Raw genomic sequence first — 23515 nt, 5'->3', positions numbered from 1 at the left:
GGGCGGACCTACCAGGCCTTGACGAGACCGGGTTCGGGCGCGGCATGGCGTACCGCCATCCGCCGCGCCATTTCCGGTGCTTCCATCTCGAAGAAGGTGGCGGCGCGGGCCGCCAGCGTTTCCCAGCCGGGTTCGGTCGGAAGCCAGTGGCCGCGCTGCGGCAAGGCTTCCACCGGCACGCGCCCTTCATAGAACCCGGCAACGCGATGCGTCACCCAGAGCGGCGTCAGCAGGTCTTTCTCGCCGGTGAGAAACAGCATCGGACAGCACACATCCTGCGGATTGATCCAGGTCGTTCGCTGGCCGTCGACGAACCACCAGCCGATTTCGAGCAGCGCGCGCCCCGATTCCGGGATGAGCTTTTCGTAAAGCAGCTCCGCCTCGCTTTCCGGCATCCCGTTCAGGATGCCGTAGCGCATGGCCTCGAAGGAAGGCAGGTGCGGCTGGCGCCAGAAGCCCCATGATGTGAACTCACGCCGGAAAATCCATATCGAACGCAGGTCGAGGTTCATCGTGCCGGCGATCTGTGCGGGCGCAAGGCCGACCGCGGCACGCACGAGCCCCCGCGCCGCCAGCATCTGCGCCAGGGTGCCGCCCATCGAATGTCCGATCACCAGGGGCTTGCACCCAAGCTTGCCGATTTCACGGGCAATGTCCGCCGCATAATGCACGAGGCTTGCATCGGCAAGCTCAGGATGCGGAACGCTTCCCGGTTCCATATCGTGATGGCGCAGCGTCGGAACGATCACCCTGTAGCCACGATCCTCGAAGAATGCGCGAAAGCCGTCCCAGACATGCGGACGGCTCCACATGCCGTGAATGAGCATCACGACAGGCGCTTCCTCGCTGATCCTTGTCTGCGGCTTTCCCGCCATCTAGCACCCGGCCGTTGTGAAGTTCTCGCTACGTATGCGGATTTGTTCCGGAGGGCCGATTTGCAGTCCCCCGAATCCCCGGCTCAAGTTAACGCAGGAAGGTCTTACGAAATCGCGAACGCCGCGCCGGGGGGAGACGTGCAGCCCCTTGAAACGCCCCGATATTCGCGTCACTCTCGATTTGTCGGCGCCCCGTGCGCCCGAGGTCTGAAATCAAATCGAGGCATTCGATCATGAGCGATACGCGCAGGAAGCGTGGGACAACGGCGGGCCGCAAGAAATCCCTCCAGAGCAAGACGGCGTCGCGCCGCGCGGGTACGGTTCCCGCCACCGAAACCACACCCCCGTTGAGCGGGGCTGAACTCGCGGTTCGCGCCAGCAGCAAGCCGGCCGCGAAGAAGACGGCGGCAAAGAAGACGCCCGCGAAAAAGGCCGCCGCAAAGAAAGCCCCGGCGAAGAAGGCGCCAACCAGGGCTGCGCCTAAAACGGCTGCTCCGAAAAAGACGGCTGCCAAGAAGGCCGCCACCGGCAAGACTGCGGCGAAGAAGCCCGCAGCAAAAAAAGCCGCCGCCCCCAAGGCAGCAAAGAAGAAATCCGCAAAGAAGCTTTCGCCTGAAAAGGCAAAGCTGAAACAGCAGCTCGAAAAGCAGGTCGCCCGGCTTTCCAAGGAAGTCGACAAGGCGGAGAAGGAAGCAAAGAAGGCGCTGAAGGATACCGAGAAGCGCTATTCCAAGGTTCTGAAGCAGCTCAAGGCCGACCGTGCGCGTCTGCGCTCCCGCGTCGCGGATCTTGCCAAGCAGGGCGAAGGAGCCTTTGACGAGCTGAAGGGCGGCGTCGAGGGGGCCTACAAGGAATTGTCGGACGCGGTGCTCCGCGCCTACGGGCATTTCCGCTGAGGCCATTCACGAAAGCAAATCTGCTGAAAAGGCGTGGGGCTCTACCCCGCGCCTTTTTCTTTGCGTCTTGCGGTTCAGACCTTCATGGGGCCTACTTCGCGCCAAAGAAACCGGAGAAAATTCACCTGCAGGAGGGGAAATCACATGAACCGCGTACTCGCCCACACGGGCGCAAAATATCCCGTCGTCCAGGCGCCGATGGGCTGGATTGCCCGTTCGCAGCTTGCTTCCGCCGTCTGCGAGGCCGGCGGTCTCGGCATCATCGAAACCTCATCGGGCGAGACGGAAGCCTGCAAGGCTGAAATCCTGAAGATGCGTGAACTCACCGCCGCACCTTTCGGCGTCAACCTGCCGATCCGCTTTCTGAAGGACGATGCCATGCTCCGCTTCGTCTGCGATGCGGGCGTGAAATTCGTGACCACCTCGGCGGGCAGCCCTGCGAAGTTCATCGCGCCGCTCCATGATGCGGGCATCACCGTCTATCACGCGGTCCCCACCGTCGATGCGGCGATGAAATGCGTCGATGCCGGTATCGACGGCCTCGTCGTCGAGGGCACGGAAGGCGGCGGCTTCAAGAACCCGGAAGAGGTGGGCACGCTGGTCCTGCTGCAAGCGATCCGCGCGAAATCCGATATCCCGATGATTGCGGCAGGCGGCATCTGCGATGGCCGGGGCATGGCGGCCGCCTTCGCGCTCGGCGCCGAAGCCGTGCAGATGGGAACCCGCTTCGTGAGTTGCGCCGAGAGCCCGGTGCACCAGAACTATAAGCAGGCGATCGTCGATGCGAAGGAAACCGGCACCTATGTGCTGAACAAGAAGTCGACGCCCTGCATCCGCGCCCTGAAGACGGAGCGCACCGCCCATATCCATGAAGAAGGGCTGATGCCGCCCGATACCTTCACCCGCATCCTCGATCTCTATTTCGGCGGCGACATGGAAGCCGCCGTCGGCCTTGCGGGCGAGACGGCGGGCCTCATCACCGAAGTGAAGACGGCAAAGGAAATCATCGACGGCACGATTTCCGAATTCTTCGCCATCGCATCGCGCATGGGCGCGCTCGCGGACGCCCGTAACTTCGGCTGAGGCTGGCAACCGGAGCGTTTCCAGGCAAAGTGCTTTTGTTGAACTCGGCGTCGGGCGGTTTGCCGTCCGGAAACGCGACCAGACAAATCAATGCAGAATGCGCGGCATCGCCTCGGGAAAAGGCGATGCCGGTGCATTCGTGTTGCCGAGGACGAGCCCCGCCGCCGAAAGTGCCAGCGCCAGTCTTTGTGCCGGTGCCCAGATCGGCGAAGCGCCGCAAGGCGCCGCAACCCAGGCCGGGTCAAGCGTTGCGCGCGGGTTCGTGCCCTGCCGCTGTAACGCCGCCACGAAATTGAGAACACGCACCTCGTCGCTCGTCAGCACGCGCCAGCGCGGGCAGGGGATCGAGAGCGGCCGCTGCACCGTCCGTGTCAGCGCGCCTGCAAGCTCCGCCACCATCGCCGCACCCCCCGGCAGGTCCAGTGCGTCGAAGGCCCGCTGCAGCAGTATCGAGCGTTCCGCGCCTTCGTCCGACACGCGCCACTGCACACGCAGGCTCCAGACGAGAAACTGCTCCGCGAAGCCGAGTTCGCAAAGCGGCTGGTCCGGCGCATAGCCCTGCGCCGGTTTGGCGGAAAACATGTCGAGCTTGGCCTCTGCGGTTTTCATGGGGGCGTCTCCTTGTGGGGGCTTTGAACCGGGAGATCGAGCCTGCATTAGTTGCGAATGATTATCAACAGCAAAATTGGCGGGTGTCCCTCCCGCGTCATTTCGCCCGCATCGGACCCCGCACCCGATAATGCCGGCGCAGGTCGCTGCTTCGCCCGTGAAAGCGAAGCGCGCGAAATCGCGTCGCGCATGACAAGCTGACACACGCCGATACGCGAGTGTGCCCACGGGATTTTTGTGAAGTTTCACTGTGCTGCGATTGACAGCGGGGCGCATGGCGATTACTTCTCGCGTCGAACGCAATCGCACGTGCCACTGGCCAGCTCAGGTTATGTAACGGCGTACGCGTCTCTTTGGACAATTTCGGCGGCATGCCTTTGTAGAGGCATCGTTGGTTTACCTCCGCCGGGTTTCGAGGGAGATTGCATATGTCCGGTTCCAGTCTGAGGGGCTGACGCCCCGGATCAAGCCGAGCACGTCCTTTGCCCTTACCGGCAGTTGAAGACGCGCAAGTCGGGCGAGCGATCGCAGCCCGGCATCGGAACTCGTCAGGGGTTCCTTCGTGGAACCCGCCAGCGTTCATCCACGCATGACATATTCATTGGCCCCGGCGCGCGAGAGCATGGCTTCTCCGTCCGGCAAGCCAGGTCCATCTACTGGTTGGGGAGAGGCACTTAATGTCCGAATCCAATGCCCTCTTCCAATTGGGGAGCGACTTGAATCGCGATTCAAGCAAGACCCAGGCGGAAGTTCTCGAGTTTCCTGTTCACGTTGCCGGCACGGCGGCAGAGCGATGCACGTCGTCCGACGAGCGCACTGACTTTTTCATCGAGCGCGATGGAAAGCGGTTCGCGGGCACGCATCTCATCATCGATCTGATCGGCGCGAGCCGTCTGGACGATCTTGCGCATATCGAAGCGACGCTGCGCCGTTGCGTCGATGTATCGAAGGCGACACTGCTGCACATCCACCTCCATCACTTCACGCCGAATGGCGGCGTGTCGGGCGTGGCCGTGCTTTCGGAAAGCCACATCTCGATCCATAGCTGGCCCGAGGCCGACTATGCCGCGCTCGACGTCTTCATGTGCGGCGAAGCCGAACCGCATAACGCGATCGAGGTTCTGCGCGAAGCCTTCCAGCCCTCCGACATTCGTGTGGGAGAGCACCTGCGCGGCGAGGACATGGTTTGATGGCGGCCGACGTTCCTCAAGGCCGCTGGGTGGTTGAAACCCTCTATGAGAAAGAGGGTTTCACTTGCGCCTTTCGCGCCGACAAGGTGCTCTACGAAGAAGAGACCGGCCAGCAGCATCTCGTGATCTTCGAAAACGATCTCTTCGGCCGGATGATGGCGCTCGACGGCATCACCCAGGTGACGGAGCGTGACGAGTTCATCTATCACGAGATGATGACCCATGTGCCGATCCTGGCGCATGGAAGGGCGAAACGTGTCCTCATCATCGGCGGCGGTGATGGCGGCATCCTGCGCGAGGTCATCCGTCATCCCGGCATCGAGCATGTGACGATGGTCGAGATCGATCCGGCGGTGACCGATTTCTGCAAGAAGCAGTTGCCGCAGATCTCGGCCGGGGCCTTCGACGATCCGCGCCTCAATCTCGTCTTCGCCGATGGTGCGAAGTTCGTTGAGGAATCGGCAGACAGCTTCGACGTCATCATCGTGGACTCGACGGACCCCATCGGACCCGGCGAAGTCCTCTTCCGCGAAGAGTTCTATCGCGCGGCCCATGCGCGGCTCACGCCCGGCGGCGTCATTGTCACGCAGAACGGCGTCCCCTTCATGCAGGGCGATGAATTGCGCGGCACGATGGAAAAGTTCCGCCGCCTCTTCAAGGTGGCTTCCTGCTACCTCGCCACCATTCCGACCTATGTCGGCGGTCCGATGGCGATGGGCTGGGGCACGGATGACGAAACGCTGAAATCCGTTCCCGTCGAGGAACTGACGCGCCGCTACGAAGCCGCAGGTCTCGTCACGCGCTATTACACGCCGGGAGTCCACAAGGCGGCCTTCGCGCTGCCGCGCTACGTGGAAGCGCACGTCCTTCCCTGATCGCGCAAATCAGAGCGATGCGTAGGCCGCGGCGATGATCGCATTGGCCCGCGCATCGCCCGCAAGCTCCGGTCCCATCTGGTTCATCACATAGGAAATGGCGAGGCCCGCTTTCGGGTCCGCCATGCCGAAGGAGCCGCCCCAGCCGGAATGTCCGAAGGCCTCGTCATTGGGCCCGTAGAGCCCGCCCACATTGAGGATGTAGCCCGCGCCCCAGCGCGACGGCATGTTGAGCACTTCGTCATGCCCCTCGATCTGCAGCGTCGTCATGGCGCGGATGGTTTCCGGCTTCACCAGTCTCTTGCCCTCGATCGTGCCGTCGCCCGCCAGCGCGCCATAGACGCGCGCAATCGCGGCGGCTGTGCCTTGTCCGTTGGCGGATGAAAGTTCGGCGCCGCGCCAGAAGCGTTCGTTCGGCACGGTTGCGTTGGGCGCGGGGTTTCCGAGCGCTGCCATTTGCGAGGCATTGAGCGTCGAAGGGTCGATGCTGCCCGGCTTCTTCGCCGGGATCATTTCCGCGACGCGCGCATCTTCGGAAACGGGCAAACCGATATGGAAGTCGATGCCGAATGGTTCGGCCACTTCCTCGCGAAAGAACGTGCCGATGCTCTTGCCGCTGACGCGCCGCACGACTTCGCCCGCAAGAATGCCGACCGTCAGCGCGTGATAGCCGGAGCGCGAGCCGGGCGTCCACATCGGCGCCTGCGCGGCAAGCCGCACCGCCATCAGCTCATGGTTGCACATCTCTTCGCTTGTCGTCGGCACTGCCGGTCCGCAAAGACCCGCCTGATGCGACAGCATCTGGCCCACGGTGATATCGCCTTTCCCCTCGGCGACGAATTCCGGCCAGTGCTTTGAAACCTTGTCCTCATAGGACATGAACCCGCGTTCCACGAGCATGCCGCAGACAAGGGCGCCCATTCCCTTCGTCGTGGACCAGACATTGGCGAGCGTGTTGCGTTTCCACGGCTTCGCACCTGCAGCATCCGTATGGCCTGCCCAGAGGTCGGCCACGGGTTCGCCCCTGAAGATAACGGCGGCGGAAGCACCGGCCTCGCCCAGCGTCGCGAAATTCGCGGCAAAAGCATCGCGCACAGGTTCGAAACCCTTGGCGCAGCTTCCGTGAATCTCGATATCGGCAATCTTCGTGTCGGCCATGATGGACGTTCCCCCCTGTTGCCGCCGCTTCCCGGCGATCTGTTTGCGGATCAGTGATAGCACTCTCGGCAATGCACAGCCACCGCGCGGCGTTTTGCATCTGCGAAGTAACCTTTCTGCCCGTGTCTGCTGCATGGAATTGACACGAATCACAGAAATGCCTTAGCTCAATGCAATGGTTTTTTTGTCCGATTTGGTAATGAATTCCGTCTACGGAATACCGAAAAGGGGGGTGGGATGGCTGATTTGGATCGCAACATCCGGGGCGCGGATGTGTTTCAGGGCTTTGCTCGCATGGAGCCGGATGCGCGAACGGATAGCGCGTTTCAGGACATTGAGACTGTAAGCAAGGTGGAGATGCTGCTCGTCGGTTCGGGCGGGCTTATGTCCGCCGCGATTGTCGCGCTTGGACTCTGGAAGCTGGTTGAGCTCGTCGCCTGATCGGCCTCAGCCGGGTTTTTCCGAGCGGCCTCAGCCGAGTTTCTCCGAAGAAACAACAATTCCGTCCGCATCGGCATAGAGCCATTCGCCGGGCGCGATCGTCACACCCGCGAAGCTCACCGCGACATCTGTTTCGCCAAGGCCGCGCTTGTCGCTCCGTTTGGGATGCGCCGCGAGCGCCTTCACGCCGATGGCGCATTCGGCGAGTTCAGCCGTATCGCGCACACAGCCATAAACCACCACACCGGCCCAGCCGTTCTTTTCCGCGAGCTTGCCGAGATTGCCGCCGAACAGGGCGTAGTTGAGGGCGCCGCCGCCATCGACCACGAGTACGCGGCCGCCGCCCGGGCTTTCCACGGCCTCGCGGACCTTGCTGTTGTCGTCTGGAACTTTCAGCGTCGCCACTGGCCCGCAAAAGCCGATTCTGCCGCCATAGTCGCGAAAAAGGGAATCCGCGTGCCGGACGAGGTCCGGATAGTCGTCGGAAAGATCGGTCGTGGCGGGTATGGTCGTCGAGGTCATCTGAGGTTTCCCTAGCGGCAGCGCAGGTGATTTACCGCGTCCTGCACTTTTTGTCTCGCCCTGTCTTTCGGGTGGCGCGCCCCTTCTTTGAGGCGGTTCCACCTGCCTGGAAAACGGGCTAGGCTTTCTCATCGGTATCCGGAATTCAAGGCCGGAGCGCCCTTTCTTGAGGGAGGAGGGTGGCCGGCGGGGAGGTAAAAATGGCACTGGCATATGATGCGCAGGAAGCCGAAGGCCCTGTAGTGGCCATTCTCGGCGCGGGCGTTGCGGGCATCTGCACCGCGATCAAGCTCAAGGAAAAGGGTTTCACCAACTTCACGATCTACGAGAAGGCGAGTGAGATCGGCGGCACTTGGCGCGAGAACACCTATCCGGGTTGTTCCTGCGATGTACCGCTGCACATGTATCAATATTCCTTCGACATGCGGCCGACCTGGACGAAGAAGTATGTCTTCGCCGCCGACATCAAGGCCTATCTCGAATCCGTTGTCGACAAATACGGGCTGCGCGGTCACATCCGTTTCAACACGGAAATCGACGACGCGGCCTTCGACGAACAGACGGGCATGTGGACGTTGAAGTCGGGCGAGCGGACATTCGAGGCGAATGTCATGGCGGCAGGCACGGGCCAGCTTCACCGTCCCGCCTGGCCGGACATTCCGGGCCGCGAAACATTCAAGGGCGACAACTGGCACTCCGCGCAGTGGAACCATGCGGTCGATTTGAAGGGCAAGCGTATCGCCGTCATCGGCAATGGTGCGAGTGCCATTCAGTTCGTGCCGGAGATCGCGAAGGAAGCAGGCAGCGTCACCATCTTCCAGCGGTCGGCAAGCTGGGTGCTGCCGCGCCCGCAGCGTGAGTTCTACGGTTGGGAAAAGGCGCTCTACAGGGCGCTCCCCTGGACCATCAATATTCAGCGCTGGAAAACATACTGGTTCGGCGAGCTTCTCTACCGCACCTTCCACACCTCCGGCGACAAGCTGAAGGAGGCCGCCATCGAGGAGATGAACCTCCATGTGTCGGACCCCGAGAAGAAGCGCAAGCTGACCCCGGACTACGAGCCGGGCTGCAAGCGTGTCCTCTTCGCGAATGACTGGTGGCCCGCAATGGGCATGGATCATGTCGACGTCGTCACCGACGGCATTTCGCAGATCACCCCTTCGGGCGTCCGCACGCAGGACGGCACGGAGCGCGCGTTCGACATCATCGTCTACAGCACGGGCTTCGACACGACGCACTTCCTCGGGCCGATGACCATGAAAGGCCTCGCGGGCCGTGACCTTAAAGAGGCGTGGAAGACGGGCGCAGAGGCCCATCACGGCATGACCGTTTCGGGCTTCCCGAATTTCTTCATGCTCTACGGGCCGAACACCAATCTCGGTCACAACTCGATCATCTTCATGATCGAGTGTCAGGCGAACTACATCGCGCAATGCGTCGAGAAGCTGAAGAAGGATAATCTTCTCTATCTCGATGTGAGGCCCGAAGCGCAGCGCGCCTCGAACGAAAGCGTGCAGGCGGACAATGCCAACTCGGTTTTCGCCTCCGGCTGCACGAGCTGGTACAAGACCGAGAGCGGCAAGGTCACCAATAACTGGGCGAACTACACCTTCAAATACTGGTGGCGGACGCGCCACCCGGACTTCAACGAGTTCACGCTTCGCTCGCGGACAGCGAGTGCGCAGGGTGCGGCGGCGGCGGGCGGCATGCAGGCCGCGGCCGCCGACTAGAACGCGGCGGACTGAACCGGAAAGCGGGGATTGTTATTTTCGTTTTCCGGCTTATCCCCGCCACCTGCATCGAAACGAACAGGAGCCGGTTCAGCAATGAACCGGCTCTTTTCTTTGTGACGGTTTGGTGACGTTTCGATGACAGTCGGCCTGTTTTCGGGCCATTTATCCCCGCTCACGCCATCAATTCGCGCACCGTTTCTGCCGTGAAAGCGTCCGCGGGCATGAAGGATTCGATGACGAGTTCGGAGAAGGTAATGTCCACCGCCGTTCCGAAAACGGTCGTCGCGGTGAAGAAGGAAAGCGTGCCCGCATCGCTTTTCAGTTTCAACGGAACGATCAATCCTCCGTACTCTGAATTATATCCTTCGCCGGGTTTCCGGCCGCCCGGATAGGCTTCGAGTTCCCTCACGAGCTCGATCAGGCCTGCATCATTCGTCGCGTCGATCTGCTGTTGCAGGCGCTCGAAAATATGCGCGCGCCACTCGCCGAGGTTTTCGATGCGCCCTCCAAGCCCCTGCGGATGAAGGCTCAGTCGCAACACATTGACCGGCGGCTGGAGAAGTTCCTCCGGGATACCCGCAAGAAAGAGCTGTAGCGCCGCGTTCCCCGCAACGAGATTCCAGTGCCGGTCCACGGCGATGGCAGGGAAGGGTTCATGCGATGCAAGCACGAGATCGACCGCGCGCCGGGCCGCGGCGGCATCGGGGCTGTCGAGCCGCGTTTCCGAATAGACGGGTGCGTAGCCCGCCGCGAGCAGAAGCATGTTCCGCTCACGGAAAGGAACATCGAGAAGCTCCGCCAGATGAAGCAGCATCTGGCGGCTGGGTTTCGACCGGCCTGTTTCGAGAAAACTCAAATGCCGCGCGGAAATTTCGGCATCACACGCAAAGGCAAGCTGGCTCAGCCGCCGCCGCTGACGCCAATCGCGCAGTATCTCGCCCACGGGCTGTGTCTGTATGTTCATGGGAAAAAGCTACGCTTGTGCGGGAGGCGAGGCAATTACCTCGGGCGTAAGAGGAACGGCACCGGAGCGCAAAAAAGGGCCGCCGGTTTCCCGGCAGCCCTGATCTTCGCAAGAAGCAGTAGACGGATGAATTAGTCCGCCGACTTCTTGAACTGCGCGCTTTCGGTCGAGTCGCCGAGCGCCGTCGTGGAGCTTTCGCCGCCGCCAGCCGCGAGGCTGACCATGTCGAAATAGCCCGTGCCGACTTCACGCTGATGGCGGGTCGCCGTATAGCCGTCCTTCTCCGCGCCGAACTCGGCCTGCTGCAGTTCGGAGTAGGCACCCATGCCGCGATCGCGGTAGCCACGGGCGAGTTCAAACATGCCGTAGTTGAGCTGGTGGAAGCCGGCCAGCGTGACGAACTGGTACTTGTAGCCCATCGCCGCGATTTCCTTCTGGAAGGTCTCGATCGTCGCCTTGTCGAGATTGGCTTCCCAGTTGAAGGAAGGCGAGCAGTTATAGGCGAGGAGCTGGTCGGGATATTCCTTCTTCACCGCTTCGGCGAAGCGCTTGGCGTCGTCGAGGTTCGGCTTGGAGGTTTCCCACCACAGAAGGTCTGCATAAGGCGCGAAGGCGAGGCCGCGCTTGATGCAGTGGTCGACACCCATGCCGGGCTTCAGGCGGTAGAAGCCTTCGACGGTGCGGCCCGCGTCGAAATCGATGAACTCGTGATCGCGCTCGTCGATGTCGGAGGTGATGAGGTTCGCGGATTCGGCGTCGGTACGCGCCATGATGAGCGTCGGCGTGCCCATGACGTCGGCGCCGAGGCGCGCGGCGTTGAGGTTGCGCTCATGTGCGCGGGTCGGGATCAGAACCTTGCCGCCGAGATGGCCGCACTTCTTTTCCGAGGCGAGCTGGTCTTCGTAGTGAACGCCAGCGGCGCCCGCTTCGATGTACGCCTTCATGATTTCGAAGCAGTTGAGCGGGCCGCCGAAGCCGGCTTCCGCGTCTGCGACGATCGGCAGGAACCAGTCACGCTTCGCGCCGCCTTCCGAGTGCTCGATCTCGTCGGCACGCTTCAGCGTCTTGTTGATCTTCTTCGCAAGCTCGGGGCCCGAGTTCGCCGGATAGAGCGACTGGTCGGGATAGGTCGTGCCGGCGGTGTTCGCGTCGGCGGCAACCTGCCAGCCCGAGAGATAGATCGCCTTGAGGCCCGCACGCGCCATCTGCATGGCCTGGTTGCCCGAAAGGGCGCCCAGCGAATGCACATAGTCGGTCGTGTGCAGCAGATCCCAGAGCTTGTTCGCGCCGCGATTGGCGAGCGTGTACTCGATGGGGAAGGAACCGCGCAGCTTCTCAACGTCTTCGACGCTGTAGTTGCGCTTCACATTGTCGAAGCGGCCCTTGGGCGCGCTCGGGATGATGTCGTAAAAGGTCTTGCTCATGGAATGCTCCTGGGATGCGGAGGGTGGTTTCGGTCAGGCTTCGTTTTCAAGGATGAGGCGATAGGCCGGCAACGTCAGGAACTCCTCGCATTCCTGTGCCTTGGTCATTTCCGAGAAGAGGCTGATCGCCTGCTCGAAGTGACCGGAAGTCCAGCGCTCTTCGCCAAGCGTTTCGCGCAAGGTCTTCATTTCGTCGGCGAGCACTTCGTCGAAGAGCTCCGGCGTCACCTTGCGGCCGTCGCTGAGCGATGCGCCGTGATAGATCCACTGCCAGATCTGCGTCCGGCTGATCTCGGCCGTGGCAGCGTCTTCCATCAGATTGTAGAGCGGCACGGCGCCGCGGCCGCCGAGCCAGGCTTCGATATACTGAACGCCAACGCGGCAGCATTCGCGCATGCCGTCTTCGCTGCGCTCGCCCTTGTGGGGTTCGAGCAGTTCTTTCTGGCCGACATTCACGTCCTGGCGCTGACGGGCGAGCTGGTTCGGGCCTTCGAGTTTGCCGAAGACTTCCATCGCGACTTTCACGAGATCGGGATGCGCGACCCATGTGCCGTCATGACCGTTCTTTGCTTCGCGCTCCTTGTCGGCGCGTACCTTGTTGAAGGCAGCCTCGTTTGCGGCATCGTCACCCTTCACGGGGATCTGTGCGGCCATGCCACCCATCGCGAAGGCGCCGCGCTCGTGACAGGTCTTCACGAGAAGGAGCGAATAGGCATTGAGGAAGGCATCGCCCATCACGACCTGCGCGCGGTCCGGCAGGATGAAGTTCGGGTTTTTGCCGAGCCGCTTGATGTAGCTGAAGATGTAGTCCCAGCGGCCGCAATTGAGGCCGACAATGTGGTCCTTCAGCTCGTAAAGAATTTCGTGCATCTCGAAGGCGGCGGGCAGCGTCTCGATGAGCACAGTCACCTTGATGGTGCCGTTCTTGATGCCGAGCATCTTCTGCGCTTCGACGAAGATGTCGTTCCAGAGACGCGCTTCCTTGTGGCTCTCCATCTTCGGCAGATAGAAATAGGGGCCGGAACCGGATGCGATCTGCTTCTTTGCATTGTGGAAGAAGTAGAGGCCGAAGTCGAAGATGCCGCCGGACATCGGCTGGCCGTCGATCTCGACATGCGCTTCTTCGAGATGCCAGCCTCGCGGACGAACGATAAGCGTCGCCGGCTTCTCGATCACGTCGTAATGCTTCCCGTTCGCTTCGTCGGTGAAGCCGATCGACTTGTCCCAATAGGCCTTCATGTTGATCTGGCCGCCGATCATGTTGTCCCATGTCGGCGCGGCCGCGTCCTCGAAGTCGGTCATGTAGGACTGCGCACCGGAGTTGAGCGCGTTGATGACCATTTTGCGGTTGTCGACGGGGCCGGTGATCTCGGTGCGGCGGTCGAGCAGATCCTTCGGGATCGGCGCGACCTTCCAGTCGCCTTCGCGAACATTCTTTGTCTCGGGAAGAAAGTCCGGCAGTTCACCAGCATCGAATTTCTTCTGCCGTTCGGCGCGGAGGCCAAGCAGCTCACGGCGGCGGGCACCGAACTTGCGCTCAAGGTCGGCCACGAAGCCGATCGCCTCCGGCGTCAGGATGGTCTCATAGCCCGGCTTCATCGCGCCCTTGACGGTGATGCCCTCGGCAATAGTCGTGGCTGCTGCCTTGCTCATGCTCGCTCGCCTCCGTAATCGGAATCTCTGGGGGTTCTGTTGCGCGAGGTCATACAGGCTCGACAGCCGCTTGTCCAATATTTACTAAGTCATTGAAAATATTGAAGTAAAGAACTTCACAAGATTCCTGTGCGATTCTGTTGAAAATGTAAATATTGTAAATTACAGTGCCCTGAACTGCCTTATTGGAAGGCAATTTTTCAAAGGTTGCCGCATGGCTTCGGAGAAAAAAGTCTTTGCCGGTCCGCGCGTTAGGCGTCTTCGCCGCGAAAAGGGGCTGACCCAGGCGCGCATGGCCGCCGACCTCGGCATTTCGGCAAGTTACCTTAATCTGATCGAGCGGGATCAGCGTCCTGTCTCTGTCCAGGTGCTGCTCAAGCTTGCTGAAGTCTATGACGTGGAGCTTCGCTCGCTAGGGGGCGACGATGAAGCGCAGGCGCTGACGGTCCTCCGCGAGGTCTTTTCGGACCCGCTTTTTCGCGATGCGGGCCTCACTACTCAGGATTTGCGCGAAATCGCGGCGGCGAGCCCGGCAACGGCGGATGCGATCTCGAACCTCTACCGCGCCTATCAGGAGAGCGTGACCAACGGCTCGATGCTTGCGGAGCGTCTGGCAGACCGCGACATGCTGGACGGCGCGGAGGCGCCGGGCCTGCCGCTCGAAGAAGTTCGCGACTTCATCAACAGCCGGAACAATCACTTCCCCGAATTGGACGATGCAGCGGAGAGGCTCTATGCGAGCGCCGGCATAGGTTCGGAAGAGCCTTACGTGGCACTCAGGACAGTGCTGCGCGACCTTCATGGCGTCTCGACACGCATCGCTCCTGCCGATCTCATGCCGCATGAACTCAGGCGCTACGACCGTCACCGGCAGACGATCTTCCTCTCCGAACTTCTGGACCAGCCGGGCCGGTCGTTTCAGCTTGCCTATCAGCTCGGCTATTTCGAGCAGTCCCGCGCCATCGAGGACATTGTCGAGAGCTCTGGCCTTGAAAGCGAGGAAGCGCAAAGACTTTGCCGTGTGGCGCTCGCGAATTACTTCGCCGCCGCGTTGCTGATGCCCTATGGGCCTTTCCACAAGACCGCGGAGGCGACGCACTACGACATCCGCCTGCTGGGGCGCCGCTTCGGCACCAGCTTCGAGCAAGTCTGCCATCGCGTCACCACGTTGCAGCGTCCGGGCGCGCGGGGCATCCCCTTCTTCCTCATTCGCGTAGACAATGCGGGCAATGTCTCGAAGCGTTTCTCGGCTGCGGGTTTTCACTTCGCCCGTTTCGGGGGAACGTGCCCGCGCTGGAACGTGCATGATGCGTTCCGCGTGCCGGGCGAGGTCTACACGCAGGTCGTGCAGATGGAAGATGGTACGCGTTATTTCTCCATCGCGCGTACGGTGAGCCGCGCGGGTTCCGGTATCGGTGTGCCGGGCGATCAGTATGTGGTGGGGCTTGGCTGCGAAATCGCCCATGCGCGCAAGATCGTCTACAGCCAGGGCTACGATCTCGATGACGAGCGGGCTGCCATGCCCATCGGCGTCAATTGCAGGCTTTGCGAAAGACTGGACTGCTCACAGCGCGCCTTCCCGCCGCTGAAGCATCGCCTGACGGTGCAGGATCATGTGCGCGGCATCTCGCCCTTTGGCGTTCCGGTGCGCTAGAGCCCGAGCAATACCCTCACGCTATATGCAAAAGCAGCAAGGGCAGCAACGCTCGCAAGCCAGATGGCGGCGAACCAGAGAAGCTTCTTCCCCCCGCGCGGCTCTTTCTCACTCATGCTCATGATGGGCGTAGCCGCCTTCGGCACTCGCCTTGCCGTGGAACACGCTGTAGGCGTAGATGGTGTAGATGAGCACCATCGGCAGCACCACCGCGACGCCCACCATCGCAAAGATTACGCTTGAGCGCGGAGCGACCGCATCCCAGACCGTCACAGAAGGCGGAATGATGTTCGGGTAGAGGCTGATTGCGATGCCACCAAGACCTAGAATGAACAGCCCGACGGACGACAGGAAAGGCAGAAGCTCGCGCCGCGAAAAGATCGACCAGAAGAGAGTGGCGGCGAGAGCGAGCGTGAGCAGCGGTATCGGCGAGAGATAGAGCAGGTTCACGCCGCCGAACCAGCGATCCGCTATCGCGGGGCGAAGCAGCGGCGTCATCACGCTGACGGCCGCCATTGCGACCAGCATGCCGCTCCCAAGGATGATGGCCGCGCGTTGCGCCCATTCCTGTATTTCGCCTTCGGTCTTGTAGATCACCCATGTGGCGCCGAGCAGGCCGTATCCCATCACTACACCAATTCCCGTCAGGATGGAGAAGGGTGTAAGCCAGTCGAACATGCCGCCTACGTAGCGGAGGTTTTCCACCTCGACGCCTTGTACCAAAGCGCCAAGCAATACGCCTTGCATGAACGCGGCGATAAGAGAACCCCAAAAAAAGGAACGGTTCCAGAGGTGCGTACTCGTATGTGCCTGGTGCCGGAATTCGAAGGTGACCCCCCGAAAGATCAGGGCAAAGAGCATCGCCATGACCGGAATGTAAAAGGCGGGGAGGGCGATTGAATAGGCGGCGGGGAAGAAGACGAGAAGGCCGCCACCCCCGAGAATAAGCCACGTCTCGTTGCCGTCCCATATCGGCGCGATGGAGTTGATCATTGTGTCGCGCGCTTTCTCGTCGGGCGCGAAGGGAAAGAGAATGCCGACGCCCAGATCGAAGCCGTCGAGCACGACATACATGAGGATCGCGGCGCCGATAATGCCACCGGAAATGATCGCGAGCGTTTCCATGATGCGCCTCTCCTATTCCGCCGGAACGACGAGGCCGGGGCGGGCGCCCCGGATCGCCTCGGGCGTTTCTTCCGTTTCCCTCGTTTTGAGGGGGTCGGGGCCCTTTCGGACGAGCTTTGAGAGATAATAGAGATAGGCGCCGAAAAGGCCGCCATAGACGATGAGAAAGATGATTAGCGTCGTCGCGACCGATGCGCCGGTTACGGACGGCGAGAAACTGTCTTCCGTCCGCATCGCACCATAGACCGTGTAGGGCTGTCGTCCGACTTCGGTCACGAACCAGCCAGACAGCGTCGCGACGAAGCCCGCAGGCGTCAGCACAACGGCAAGACGCTTGAGCCAGCGCGCGTCGTAAAGTGTGCCGCGCCAACGTGCATAGGCGCCCCAGAGCCCCAGCGCGAGAAACAGGAAACCAAGCCCGACCATGACGCGGAAGGACCAGAAGACGATGCCCACCGGCGGCTGGTCTTCGACCGGTACTTCCTTGAGCCCCGGCACAACCCCCGACGGGCTGTGCTTCAGGATAAGGCTCGACGCCCAGGGGATCGATAGTTCGAGATGGTTCTTCTGCAGTTTCTGGTCCGGCATGGCGAAAATGTGAAACGGCGCATGGGATTGCGTTTCCCAGTTGCCTTCCATCGCTGCCACTTTCATTGGCTGATGTTCGAGCGTGTTCAGGCCATGCTGATCGCCGAGAAATATTTGCAGCGGTGCGAGAACGAGGACGGCCCACATGGCCACCGAAAAGGCCTGCCGCGCAACCTCCCGATGGCTGCCGGCGAGAAGATAGAAGGCCGATATGCCGGAGACGACGAGCGATGAGGTGAGGTACGAGGCGGTTGTCATATGCATGAGCCGCCATGGAAATGACGGATTGAAGATGACCGCAAGCCAGTCATCGACGACATATTGGCCGTCGACAAAGCTCGCTCCCGCAGGCGTCTGCATCCAGCTATTGGCGGAGAGAATCCAGAAAGCCGAAATCATTGTGCCGATAGCGACCAGACATGTGGCCAGAAAGTGAAGGCGCGGACCGACCTTTTTCCAGCCGAACAGCATGATTCCGAGAAAGCCGGCCTCAAGGAAGAATGCCGTCAAAACCTCGAATCCGATCAACGGTCCGAGCACCGGGCCCGTGATGCGCGACCATTCCGACCAGTTTGTACCGAATTGGTAGGAGAGGACGAGGCCGGAGACGACCCCCATGCCGAAGGTGAGGGCGAAAATCTTGACCCAGAAACGATAGAGAACGAGCCAGACTTCATTGTTCGAGCGCAGATATCTTGCCTCGAAGAAAACAAGAAAACCGGCCAACCCGATCGTCAGTGTCGGGAACAGAATATGAAAGGAGACAGTGAAGGCGAATTGAAGTCGGGCAAGAATTTCGACATCGAGCGGTGGCATGGCACGTCTCCTCCATCATCGAAGGTGATTGTGCAAGCATACACTGTAGCCCGCCGCGTCAACAGGCCTAAAGGGTGCAGCGAAACGCCCCGCGGCGAAACGGCACACAAATTTCGAATGGATATGGATCACACGAAGATTCAGCGGATCACACGATTAGCCGGAAAGTTGAGATCGATGCTCATCTTGCTGTCCGGTGTGTGCTTGCGAGCGCGGACGATATCGAGAGAGCCGCCATGCAACTCCATCACCTTGCGCGTGAGAGAAAGCGCGAGGCTTTCCTCGCGCGGCGCGCTGCTGTCTTCGGCGCTCACGAAGGGGTCGTCTATCGTCTCGAAATCGGGCAAGGCATCAAGTTCCATCTGAATGACCTTCGGATCGCGAACCTCGTTCAGCCTCACATGTATCCCGCGACTATCCTCACCCAGGGTAAGGCGGATGGTCGAGCCCCGATGGGCGCAATGAATCGCTTCCGCGATCAGACGGAAAAGGCCCTGTCTCAACCTGCGTGCGTCTCCGCGCAGACCCGGAAGACGGTCAGGGCAATCGACCTCGATCGATACGCCTTCTTCCGCCGCGTGCTGCCGCTGGCTTGCCACCGCGATCTCCGCAAGTTGTCCGAGATTGCAGATTTCGTCTGTAAGGTCGATTTCATGCATTTCCGCTTCGGCGATGCCGAGCAGATCCTCGATCATGTCGAGCAACACCGTGCCGCTCGAATAGATGTCGCTGGCATACTCCTTGTAGCGGTCGGTCCCCATTGGTCCGAGACGCTCGTTCTTCATCATTTCCGAAAAGCCGATGATGTGGGTCAGCGGTGTGCGCAGATCATGGTTGACGTTTGAAAAGAAGCTCTGGTTGCGCTTGTAAGTTTCCTGACTGCGCGTCTCTGCGTCGTGCATGGTCTGTTCGAGCTTGCGCCTCACCGTCACATCATTGAGAGCGGCAACACGGGCAGGAACACCGCCCCAACGTGTATCGACGATGCGCATTTCGGCGAGGCGGTTGTCTCCATCCGGCCTCGTGATTGTAACATCGTGTTCGCCGGGTTCGCTTGGCAGGCCGAAGGGTTTGCCGACAAGATCGTCATTCGAACGCCCCAGAATGTCTTGGGCGGCGCTGTTTGCAAAGCGAATGACGCCTTGGCTGTCGAGTATGACGATGGCTTCCGGAGTTTCCTGAACCAGTGTCACATGAGGTTTGCCGGGCTCCCCGAAGGGCGCGGCATCGGCTGGCCGCTCTTCGCTCAGGTTGCGGCGCATGACGGCGCGGCGAATGGCCAGGCCAAGAGAAGCCGGCGTGTCGATATCGGGAGAGAGACAGTCTTCGGCCCCTGCCTCAAGCGCCGCCGCCTGAAGGAGCGGATCGCCGGCGCCGAGCGCAATGACAGGAGCGTTCGGGCCGAGTGCGATTACGCGCCGCAGGAAATCGAGTGCCGCAACCTCGCCTTCGCCGATATCAATAGCGAGGGCATCGATGCCCGGATGGAGTAGCGGATCAATGCCTTCCTCGGTCGCGGAAAACCCGAAGCAGAGCGGCCCCGCCTCGCCGGAGGCGGCAAGTGCAGCAAAGTCGGCCCGCAGTCTCGGCGAGGCACTGACAACATGAGTGAAGAGGGCGGAAGGAGCGAGCGGGCCGCTTGTTCCGTTTGGCGAAGAGGTACGGCTCATTGCTATGCCTGGACGTGCCAAGGTCAAACCCATTTCTGCGCCCCCCAGCGCCCTCAACTCAACTCATATAAGTTGACTGCGGCGGCATTTGGCCGCGTGAGCTAAGAGTCTGATTCTTTAGTAAACGGAAAGTAAACAAGGCGCTTATTTTGTGGTTAGAGTTGGGCTTCCATACAAGAAGGTAAGCATGTTTTAACGATAAAAACCCCGTTTCAGTATAGATTTTCCACAGTTTTCACCTCCGGGCGTTAACCTTCTTTTTTCTTCTTCGATTTGTATCCGGAAACGCAAAAACCCGGGCGATTAGGCCTTTCATGGCGAAAAGGGGGCACACGCCGAGCTGCGGTGATTCGGTCCTAGCGAATGCTTGTGACGCCGGGGCCTATGGGCTAGGTATGCGCCCGCGCTGCAAAGGCTTCGGCGTTCCGGCAAAGCGCCCTCCAAAGGCAGGCCATGAGCAAGAAAGTAAAGACCTTCCGCCCCAAGGCCAGAGTGCCGAAGGGGCTTCGCGACATGCCCGCCGCGCTGGTGCGTGCGGAGCAACGGATGCTTGCGCGCATTCGCGAGGTCTATGAGCGCTATGGTTTCGATCCTCTGGAAACCTCCGCCTTTGAATATGCGGATGCGCTGGGCAAGTTCCTGCCTGATGAGGACAGGCCGAACGAAGGTGTCTTTTCATTTCAGGACGACGATGAACAGTGGCTCTCGCTACGCTACGATCTGACGGCCCCGCTCGCGCGCTATGTCGCCGAAAACTATGATGCCCTCCCCAAGCCGTTTCGCCGCTATCAGACGGGGCCGGTCTGGCGGAACGAGAAGCCGGGACCGGGCCGTTATCGCCAGTTTACGCAATTTGACGCCGACACCGTCGCCGCCCCCGGCGTCGCGGCCGATGCCGAGATGTGCATGATGGGCGCAGATTGCCTGGAAGCGCTCGGTATCCCGCGCGACAGCTATCGTATCCGGGCGAACAACCGCAAGGTGCTGGACGGGCTTCTCGAAACCATCGGCCTCGAAGGTGAACCGGGCAGCGCGACCTATATGACGGTTCTGCGCGCCATCGACAAATATGATCGCCTTGGACGGCAGGGCGTGGAGCTGTTGCTCGGCCCGGGCCGCAAGGATGAATCCGGGGACTTTACCAAGGGAGCAGGGCTTTCACCGTCGCAGATTACCGCGGTGCTCGACTATGTGGAGTCGGGCGTTGACGAAGGTGCGACGGACCGTAACCTCGTACTTGAAGGCTGGCGCAAGGTTGTCGGCGACAGTTCCATTGGCCGCGAGGGCATTGAAGAGCTGGCCGAAATGGACGCGCTCTTCATGGCGGCGGGCTATGGCACGGACCGGATTGAATTCAATTCCTGGATTGTGCGGGGCCTCGGCTATTACACTGGCCCCGTTTTCGAATCCGACCTCCTCTTCGAGGTTAAGGACGAAAAGGGCAACCCTGTACGCTTCGGCTCGGTCGGCTCCGGTGGCCGTTATGACGGGCTGGTCGAGCGCTTCAAGGGTGTGAAGGTGCCTGCCACCGGCTTCTCGATCGGTGTGAGCCGGCTTCAGAGCGCTCTCGAATTGCTTGGCAAGCTCGACGTTGAAGACGTGACCGCGCCAGTCGTGGTGCTGACACTCGATGCGGGCAACATGGCTGAATACCAGACCATGGTGTCGGAGCTGCGTACCGCGGGCATCCGTGCCGAACTTTATCTCGGCGGCTCGGGCATGAAGGCGCAGCTCAAATATGCCGACAAGCGCGGCGCACCGATTGCCGTGATTGAGGGTGAGGATGAGCGGGCTCGGGGTGAAATTACCCTGAAAGACCTGATCCTCGGTGCCGAAATGTCGAAAGAGATCGAGGACAATACCGCCTGGCGCGAGGGACAGCCCGCGCAGGTTTCGGTGCCTCGCGCGCGGCTCGTCGAAGAGGTTGTGACAATGCTTGCCCGGCATCGCCATGCTCGGGGCCATCACGGCTGAAAAGCCGTTATCTCCTTTCTCGATATTTACCATTTCCATGCTAGACAAGACCCGCTCTGGAAGGCCAAACCGGAACGAAATGACAGGGCCGGGAAGTATTCGATATGTCACCTGAACCTATGGCAGCACTGGATGGAGAGCGCCTGCGCGCAAGGGAAGCGCTGGGCGCTTCGGTGCGCGGCGGCTTCGAGAAGGCGGGCTATGCGCCGGTTTCAGCACCCGCACTTCAGCCAGCCGACATTTTTCTCGATATGTCCGGCGAGGATATCCGGCGGCGTATGTATGTCTTCGCGGACCCGGCGGGTGACGAGCTGTGTCTTCGTCCGGAGCTGACGATCCCGGTCTGCCGTCTCTATCTCGAAAGTGGTGGCGGCGCGCAAAAGCTCTGCTCGCTCGGGCCGGTCTATCGCTATCAAAGCCGGGGTTCGACCAAGCTGCGTGAATATACTCAAGCGGGAGTAGAATGCCTCGGCGCGAGCGATGCGGAAGCCGCAGACGCGGAAGTGATTTCGCTCGCCGCAAGTGCGCTGGCCGATGCGGGCTTGAAGTCCTATGGCATTGAGATGGGTGACCTTGCACTTTTCGATGCGCTGGTTGATGCGCTTGACCTGCCACCGGGCTGGCGCTCTCGGCTGAAGCGGCACTTCTGGCGGCCTGACTATTTCCGCGAACTTCTCGATCGTCTTGCGGCGGGGGATGCTGGCGAGGAATCGGGCGACCGCCAGGCCTTCATCTCAGCCATCTCGGGCCTCGACGATGCGCAGGCAAAGGACGTGATCGAAGACGTGCTGAAACTAGCGGGCATCGCGCCCGTAGGCGGACGTTCGATTGAAGAAGTTGCCGAGCGGCTGATCGAACAGGCGGAACTCGCCTCGTCGAGCGTGCCGAAGGCAGCGGCGAAACTCATTTCGGATTTCCTGGCCGTGTCGGGCACACCGCGAGAAGGCATCGACCGCATACGTGCGCTTGCCGAAGGCGCCGGCGTTTCTATTGAGGCTGTTATCGCCCGCTTCGAGCGGCGCCTCGAACTCTCCGCAAAAGCGGGTGTCGATCTTTCCCGTGCGCACTTTGCAACCGGCTTCGGGCGCAACATGGCCTACTACACGGGCTTCGTCTTCGAGTTTCGTGTTCCAGATCTTGGCGCCGATGCGATGATCTGCGGCGGCGGGCGCTACGACGGCCTGCTGTCGGCGCTCGGCGCGTCGAACTCCATACCCGCGGTCGGTTGCGCCGTCGGTATCGAACGGCTGCTTGCGGCTGTCTCGAAGGAGAAGGGCCAATGAGCGATAAACTTGTTATCGGCCTTCCCTCGAAAGGCCGCCTTCAGGAAAACGCAAATGCCTTCTTTGCGCGCGCAGGTCTAAAAGTGCGACAGGATGGAGGCCGGGGTTATACCGGTCGGCTCGACGGCATTGCAAATGTCGAGATTGCTTTCCTCTCGGCCTCGGAAATTGCGGGTCAGCTTGAGCAGGGGCTCATTCACCTTGGCGTCACCGGCGAGGACCTCATTCGCGAAAAACTCTCCACGCCGGAACGTGATGTGGAGTTGCTGTTGCCGCTCGGCTTCGGTCATGCGGATGTCGTGGTTGCTGTGCCGCAAAGCTGGATCGACGTCATCACCATGGCGGACCTGGACGACGTGGCACTGGCCTTCCACACGAAGCGCGGACGCAGGCTTCGCGTCGCAACTAAATATTTCAACCTGACGCGGCGCTTCTTTGCCGAACACGGACTGACGGACTACCGGATCGTGGAAAGCCTCGGCGCGACCGAAGGTGCGCCTGCGGCGGGAACGGCAGAAGTGATCGTCGACATCACCTCGACCGGCGCGACGCTGACAGCGAACAACCTGAAGGTTCTCGACGACGGCACCATCCTGAAAAGTCAGGCAAATCTTGTCGGGAGCCTCGGCGCCGAATGGAGCAAGACGGCGCTCGCCGCTGTCGGTGAAATTCTCGATCGTGTGTCGGCACAGGCGCGTGCGTCGAAGGTTGTCGAGGTGCGCTTCGCGAGCGAAGGAAATGATGCGTCGCTGCTCGATGAAATCAAGGCCCGCTTCGGTGTGACGCTTCCTTTCGGCAATGGCGCGGCAACGCCTGTGTGCATCGCGCATTGTCCGGAGCCAAGGCTCTACGATCTCGTCTCCTTCCTCTATGCGGAAGGGCGGGACACGGTGACGGCTGCGCGCGCCGATTATGTGTTCGAGGCGAAAAATCCGCTCCGCGAGCGGCTGACGATGCGGCTCAAGAAAGAAGACTGAACCCC

The 23515-nt window shown here is 61.0% G+C and carries 20 protein-coding genes; 10 read left to right on the top strand and 10 right to left on the bottom strand.

The window, feature by feature from the left end; translation table 11 throughout:
• Positions 1-8: 8 nt before the first annotated feature.
• Complete coding sequence (locus ABJO61_RS08560) at positions 9-875, bottom strand: alpha/beta hydrolase (protein ID WP_348325583.1); 867 nt, start codon at positions 873-875, stop codon at positions 9-11.
• A 233-nt stretch (positions 876-1108) separates the two neighbouring features.
• Between ABJO61_RS08560 and ABJO61_RS08555 the strand changes: the two genes are divergently transcribed.
• Together ABJO61_RS08555 and ABJO61_RS08550 are read left to right on the top strand one after the other, a co-directional pair.
• Complete coding sequence (locus tag ABJO61_RS08555; protein WP_348325585.1) at positions 1109-1771, top strand: hypothetical protein; 663 nt, start codon at positions 1109-1111, stop codon at positions 1769-1771.
• Between the two features lie 144 nt (positions 1772-1915).
• Entirely contained in the window at positions 1916-2854 is a 939-nt protein-coding gene (locus ABJO61_RS08550) for a nitronate monooxygenase (RefSeq protein ID WP_348325587.1), read from the top strand.
• A gap of 87 nt (positions 2855-2941) precedes the next feature.
• Here ABJO61_RS08550 and ABJO61_RS08545 read toward each other — a convergent pair whose 3' ends face one another.
• Positions 2942-3463, bottom strand: a complete 522-nt coding sequence (locus ABJO61_RS08545; protein ID WP_348325589.1) for a hypothetical protein — start codon at positions 3461-3463, stop codon at positions 2942-2944.
• Between the two features lie 677 nt (positions 3464-4140).
• Between ABJO61_RS08545 and speD the strand changes: the two genes are divergently transcribed.
• Positions 4141-4653 (top strand): adenosylmethionine decarboxylase, encoded by a 513-nt coding sequence (gene speD / locus ABJO61_RS08540; protein WP_348325591.1) that lies wholly within the window; start codon positions 4141-4143, stop codon positions 4651-4653.
• Positions 4653-5528 (top strand): polyamine aminopropyltransferase, encoded by an 876-nt coding sequence (gene speE / locus ABJO61_RS08535; protein ID WP_348325593.1) that lies wholly within the window; start codon positions 4653-4655, stop codon positions 5526-5528. Before speD ends, speE begins: the two co-directional genes overlap by 1 nt.
• Before the next feature lie 9 nt (positions 5529-5537).
• Here the strand turns inward: speE and ABJO61_RS08530 are convergent, their stop codons facing one another.
• On the bottom strand, positions 5538-6686 hold the full coding sequence (locus ABJO61_RS08530; protein WP_348325595.1) for a serine hydrolase domain-containing protein: 1149 nt from the start codon (positions 6684-6686) through the stop codon (positions 5538-5540).
• 237 nt (positions 6687-6923) lie between these two features.
• On the opposite strand from ABJO61_RS08530, the gene ABJO61_RS08525 reads away from it, so the two are divergent.
• On the top strand, positions 6924-7127 hold the full coding sequence (locus ABJO61_RS08525; protein WP_348325597.1) for a hypothetical protein: 204 nt from the start codon (positions 6924-6926) through the stop codon (positions 7125-7127).
• A gap of 30 nt (positions 7128-7157) precedes the next feature.
• Here ABJO61_RS08525 and rraA read toward each other — a convergent pair whose 3' ends face one another.
• Positions 7158-7649, bottom strand: coding sequence for a ribonuclease E activity regulator RraA (gene rraA / locus ABJO61_RS08520; protein ID WP_348325599.1), 492 nt, complete (start codon positions 7647-7649; stop codon positions 7158-7160).
• 200 nt (positions 7650-7849) lie between these two features.
• Here rraA and ABJO61_RS08515 point away from each other — a divergent pair, with 200 nt between their 5' ends.
• Positions 7850-9379, top strand: a complete 1530-nt coding sequence (locus ABJO61_RS08515) for an NAD(P)/FAD-dependent oxidoreductase (RefSeq protein WP_348325601.1) — start codon at positions 7850-7852, stop codon at positions 9377-9379.
• 175 nt (positions 9380-9554) lie between these two features.
• On the opposite strand, the gene ABJO61_RS08510 is transcribed toward ABJO61_RS08515, so the two are convergent.
• The 3 genes from ABJO61_RS08510 to aceB form a co-directional block, all read right to left on the bottom strand.
• Entirely contained in the window at positions 9555-10346 is a 792-nt protein-coding gene (locus tag ABJO61_RS08510; protein ID WP_348325603.1) for a helix-turn-helix transcriptional regulator, read from the bottom strand.
• Positions 10347-10477: 131 nt separating this feature from the next.
• The gene (aceA, locus tag ABJO61_RS08505; RefSeq protein ID WP_348325605.1) at positions 10478-11770 is read right to left on the bottom strand and encodes an isocitrate lyase; all 1293 of its coding nucleotides are present in this window, start codon (positions 11768-11770) and stop codon (positions 10478-10480) included.
• A gap of 33 nt (positions 11771-11803) precedes the next feature.
• On the bottom strand, positions 11804-13423 hold the full coding sequence (aceB, locus tag ABJO61_RS08500; RefSeq protein WP_348325607.1) for a malate synthase A: 1620 nt from the start codon (positions 13421-13423) through the stop codon (positions 11804-11806).
• Positions 13424-13637: 214 nt separating this feature from the next.
• Here aceB and ABJO61_RS08495 point away from each other — a divergent pair, with 214 nt between their 5' ends.
• A complete protein-coding gene (locus ABJO61_RS08495; protein ID WP_348325609.1) occupies positions 13638-15077 on the top strand; it encodes a short-chain fatty acyl-CoA regulator family protein in 1440 nt (479 codons plus the stop codon).
• Between the two features lie 108 nt (positions 15078-15185).
• On the opposite strand, the gene cydB is transcribed toward ABJO61_RS08495, so the two are convergent.
• From cydB to ABJO61_RS08480, 3 genes are all read right to left on the bottom strand, one after another.
• Positions 15186-16202 (bottom strand): cytochrome d ubiquinol oxidase subunit II, encoded by a 1017-nt coding sequence (gene cydB / locus ABJO61_RS08490; RefSeq protein ID WP_348325611.1) that lies wholly within the window; start codon positions 16200-16202, stop codon positions 15186-15188.
• A 12-nt stretch (positions 16203-16214) separates the two neighbouring features.
• The gene (locus ABJO61_RS08485; RefSeq protein ID WP_348325613.1) at positions 16215-17606 is read right to left on the bottom strand and encodes a cytochrome ubiquinol oxidase subunit I; all 1392 of its coding nucleotides are present in this window, start codon (positions 17604-17606) and stop codon (positions 16215-16217) included.
• A gap of 140 nt (positions 17607-17746) precedes the next feature.
• Complete coding sequence (locus ABJO61_RS08480) at positions 17747-19276, bottom strand: histidine kinase dimerization/phospho-acceptor domain-containing protein (RefSeq protein WP_348325615.1); 1530 nt, start codon at positions 19274-19276, stop codon at positions 17747-17749.
• 453 nt (positions 19277-19729) lie between these two features.
• On the opposite strand from ABJO61_RS08480, the gene hisS reads away from it, so the two are divergent.
• The 3 genes from hisS (at position 19730) to hisG (ending at position 23510) form a co-directional block, all read left to right on the top strand.
• Positions 19730-21250, top strand: coding sequence for a histidine--tRNA ligase (gene hisS, locus ABJO61_RS08475; protein ID WP_348325617.1), 1521 nt, complete (start codon positions 19730-19732; stop codon positions 21248-21250).
• Between the two features lie 104 nt (positions 21251-21354).
• A complete protein-coding gene (locus tag ABJO61_RS08470; protein ID WP_348325619.1) occupies positions 21355-22533 on the top strand; it encodes an ATP phosphoribosyltransferase regulatory subunit in 1179 nt (392 codons plus the stop codon).
• The gene (gene hisG, locus ABJO61_RS08465) at positions 22530-23510 is read left to right on the top strand and encodes an ATP phosphoribosyltransferase (RefSeq protein WP_348325621.1); all 981 of its coding nucleotides are present in this window, start codon (positions 22530-22532) and stop codon (positions 23508-23510) included. The genes ABJO61_RS08470 and hisG overlap by 4 nt, the downstream gene beginning before the upstream one ends.
• Positions 23511-23515 lie beyond the last annotated feature (5 nt).

The sequence above is a fragment of the Parvibaculum sp. genome (assembly GCF_039973015.1).
Taxonomy (GTDB): domain Bacteria; phylum Pseudomonadota; class Alphaproteobacteria; order Parvibaculales; family Parvibaculaceae; genus Parvibaculum.
The sequence above is the reverse complement of the archived record's forward strand: the minus strand, read 5'-3'. Positions and strand labels throughout refer to the sequence as shown.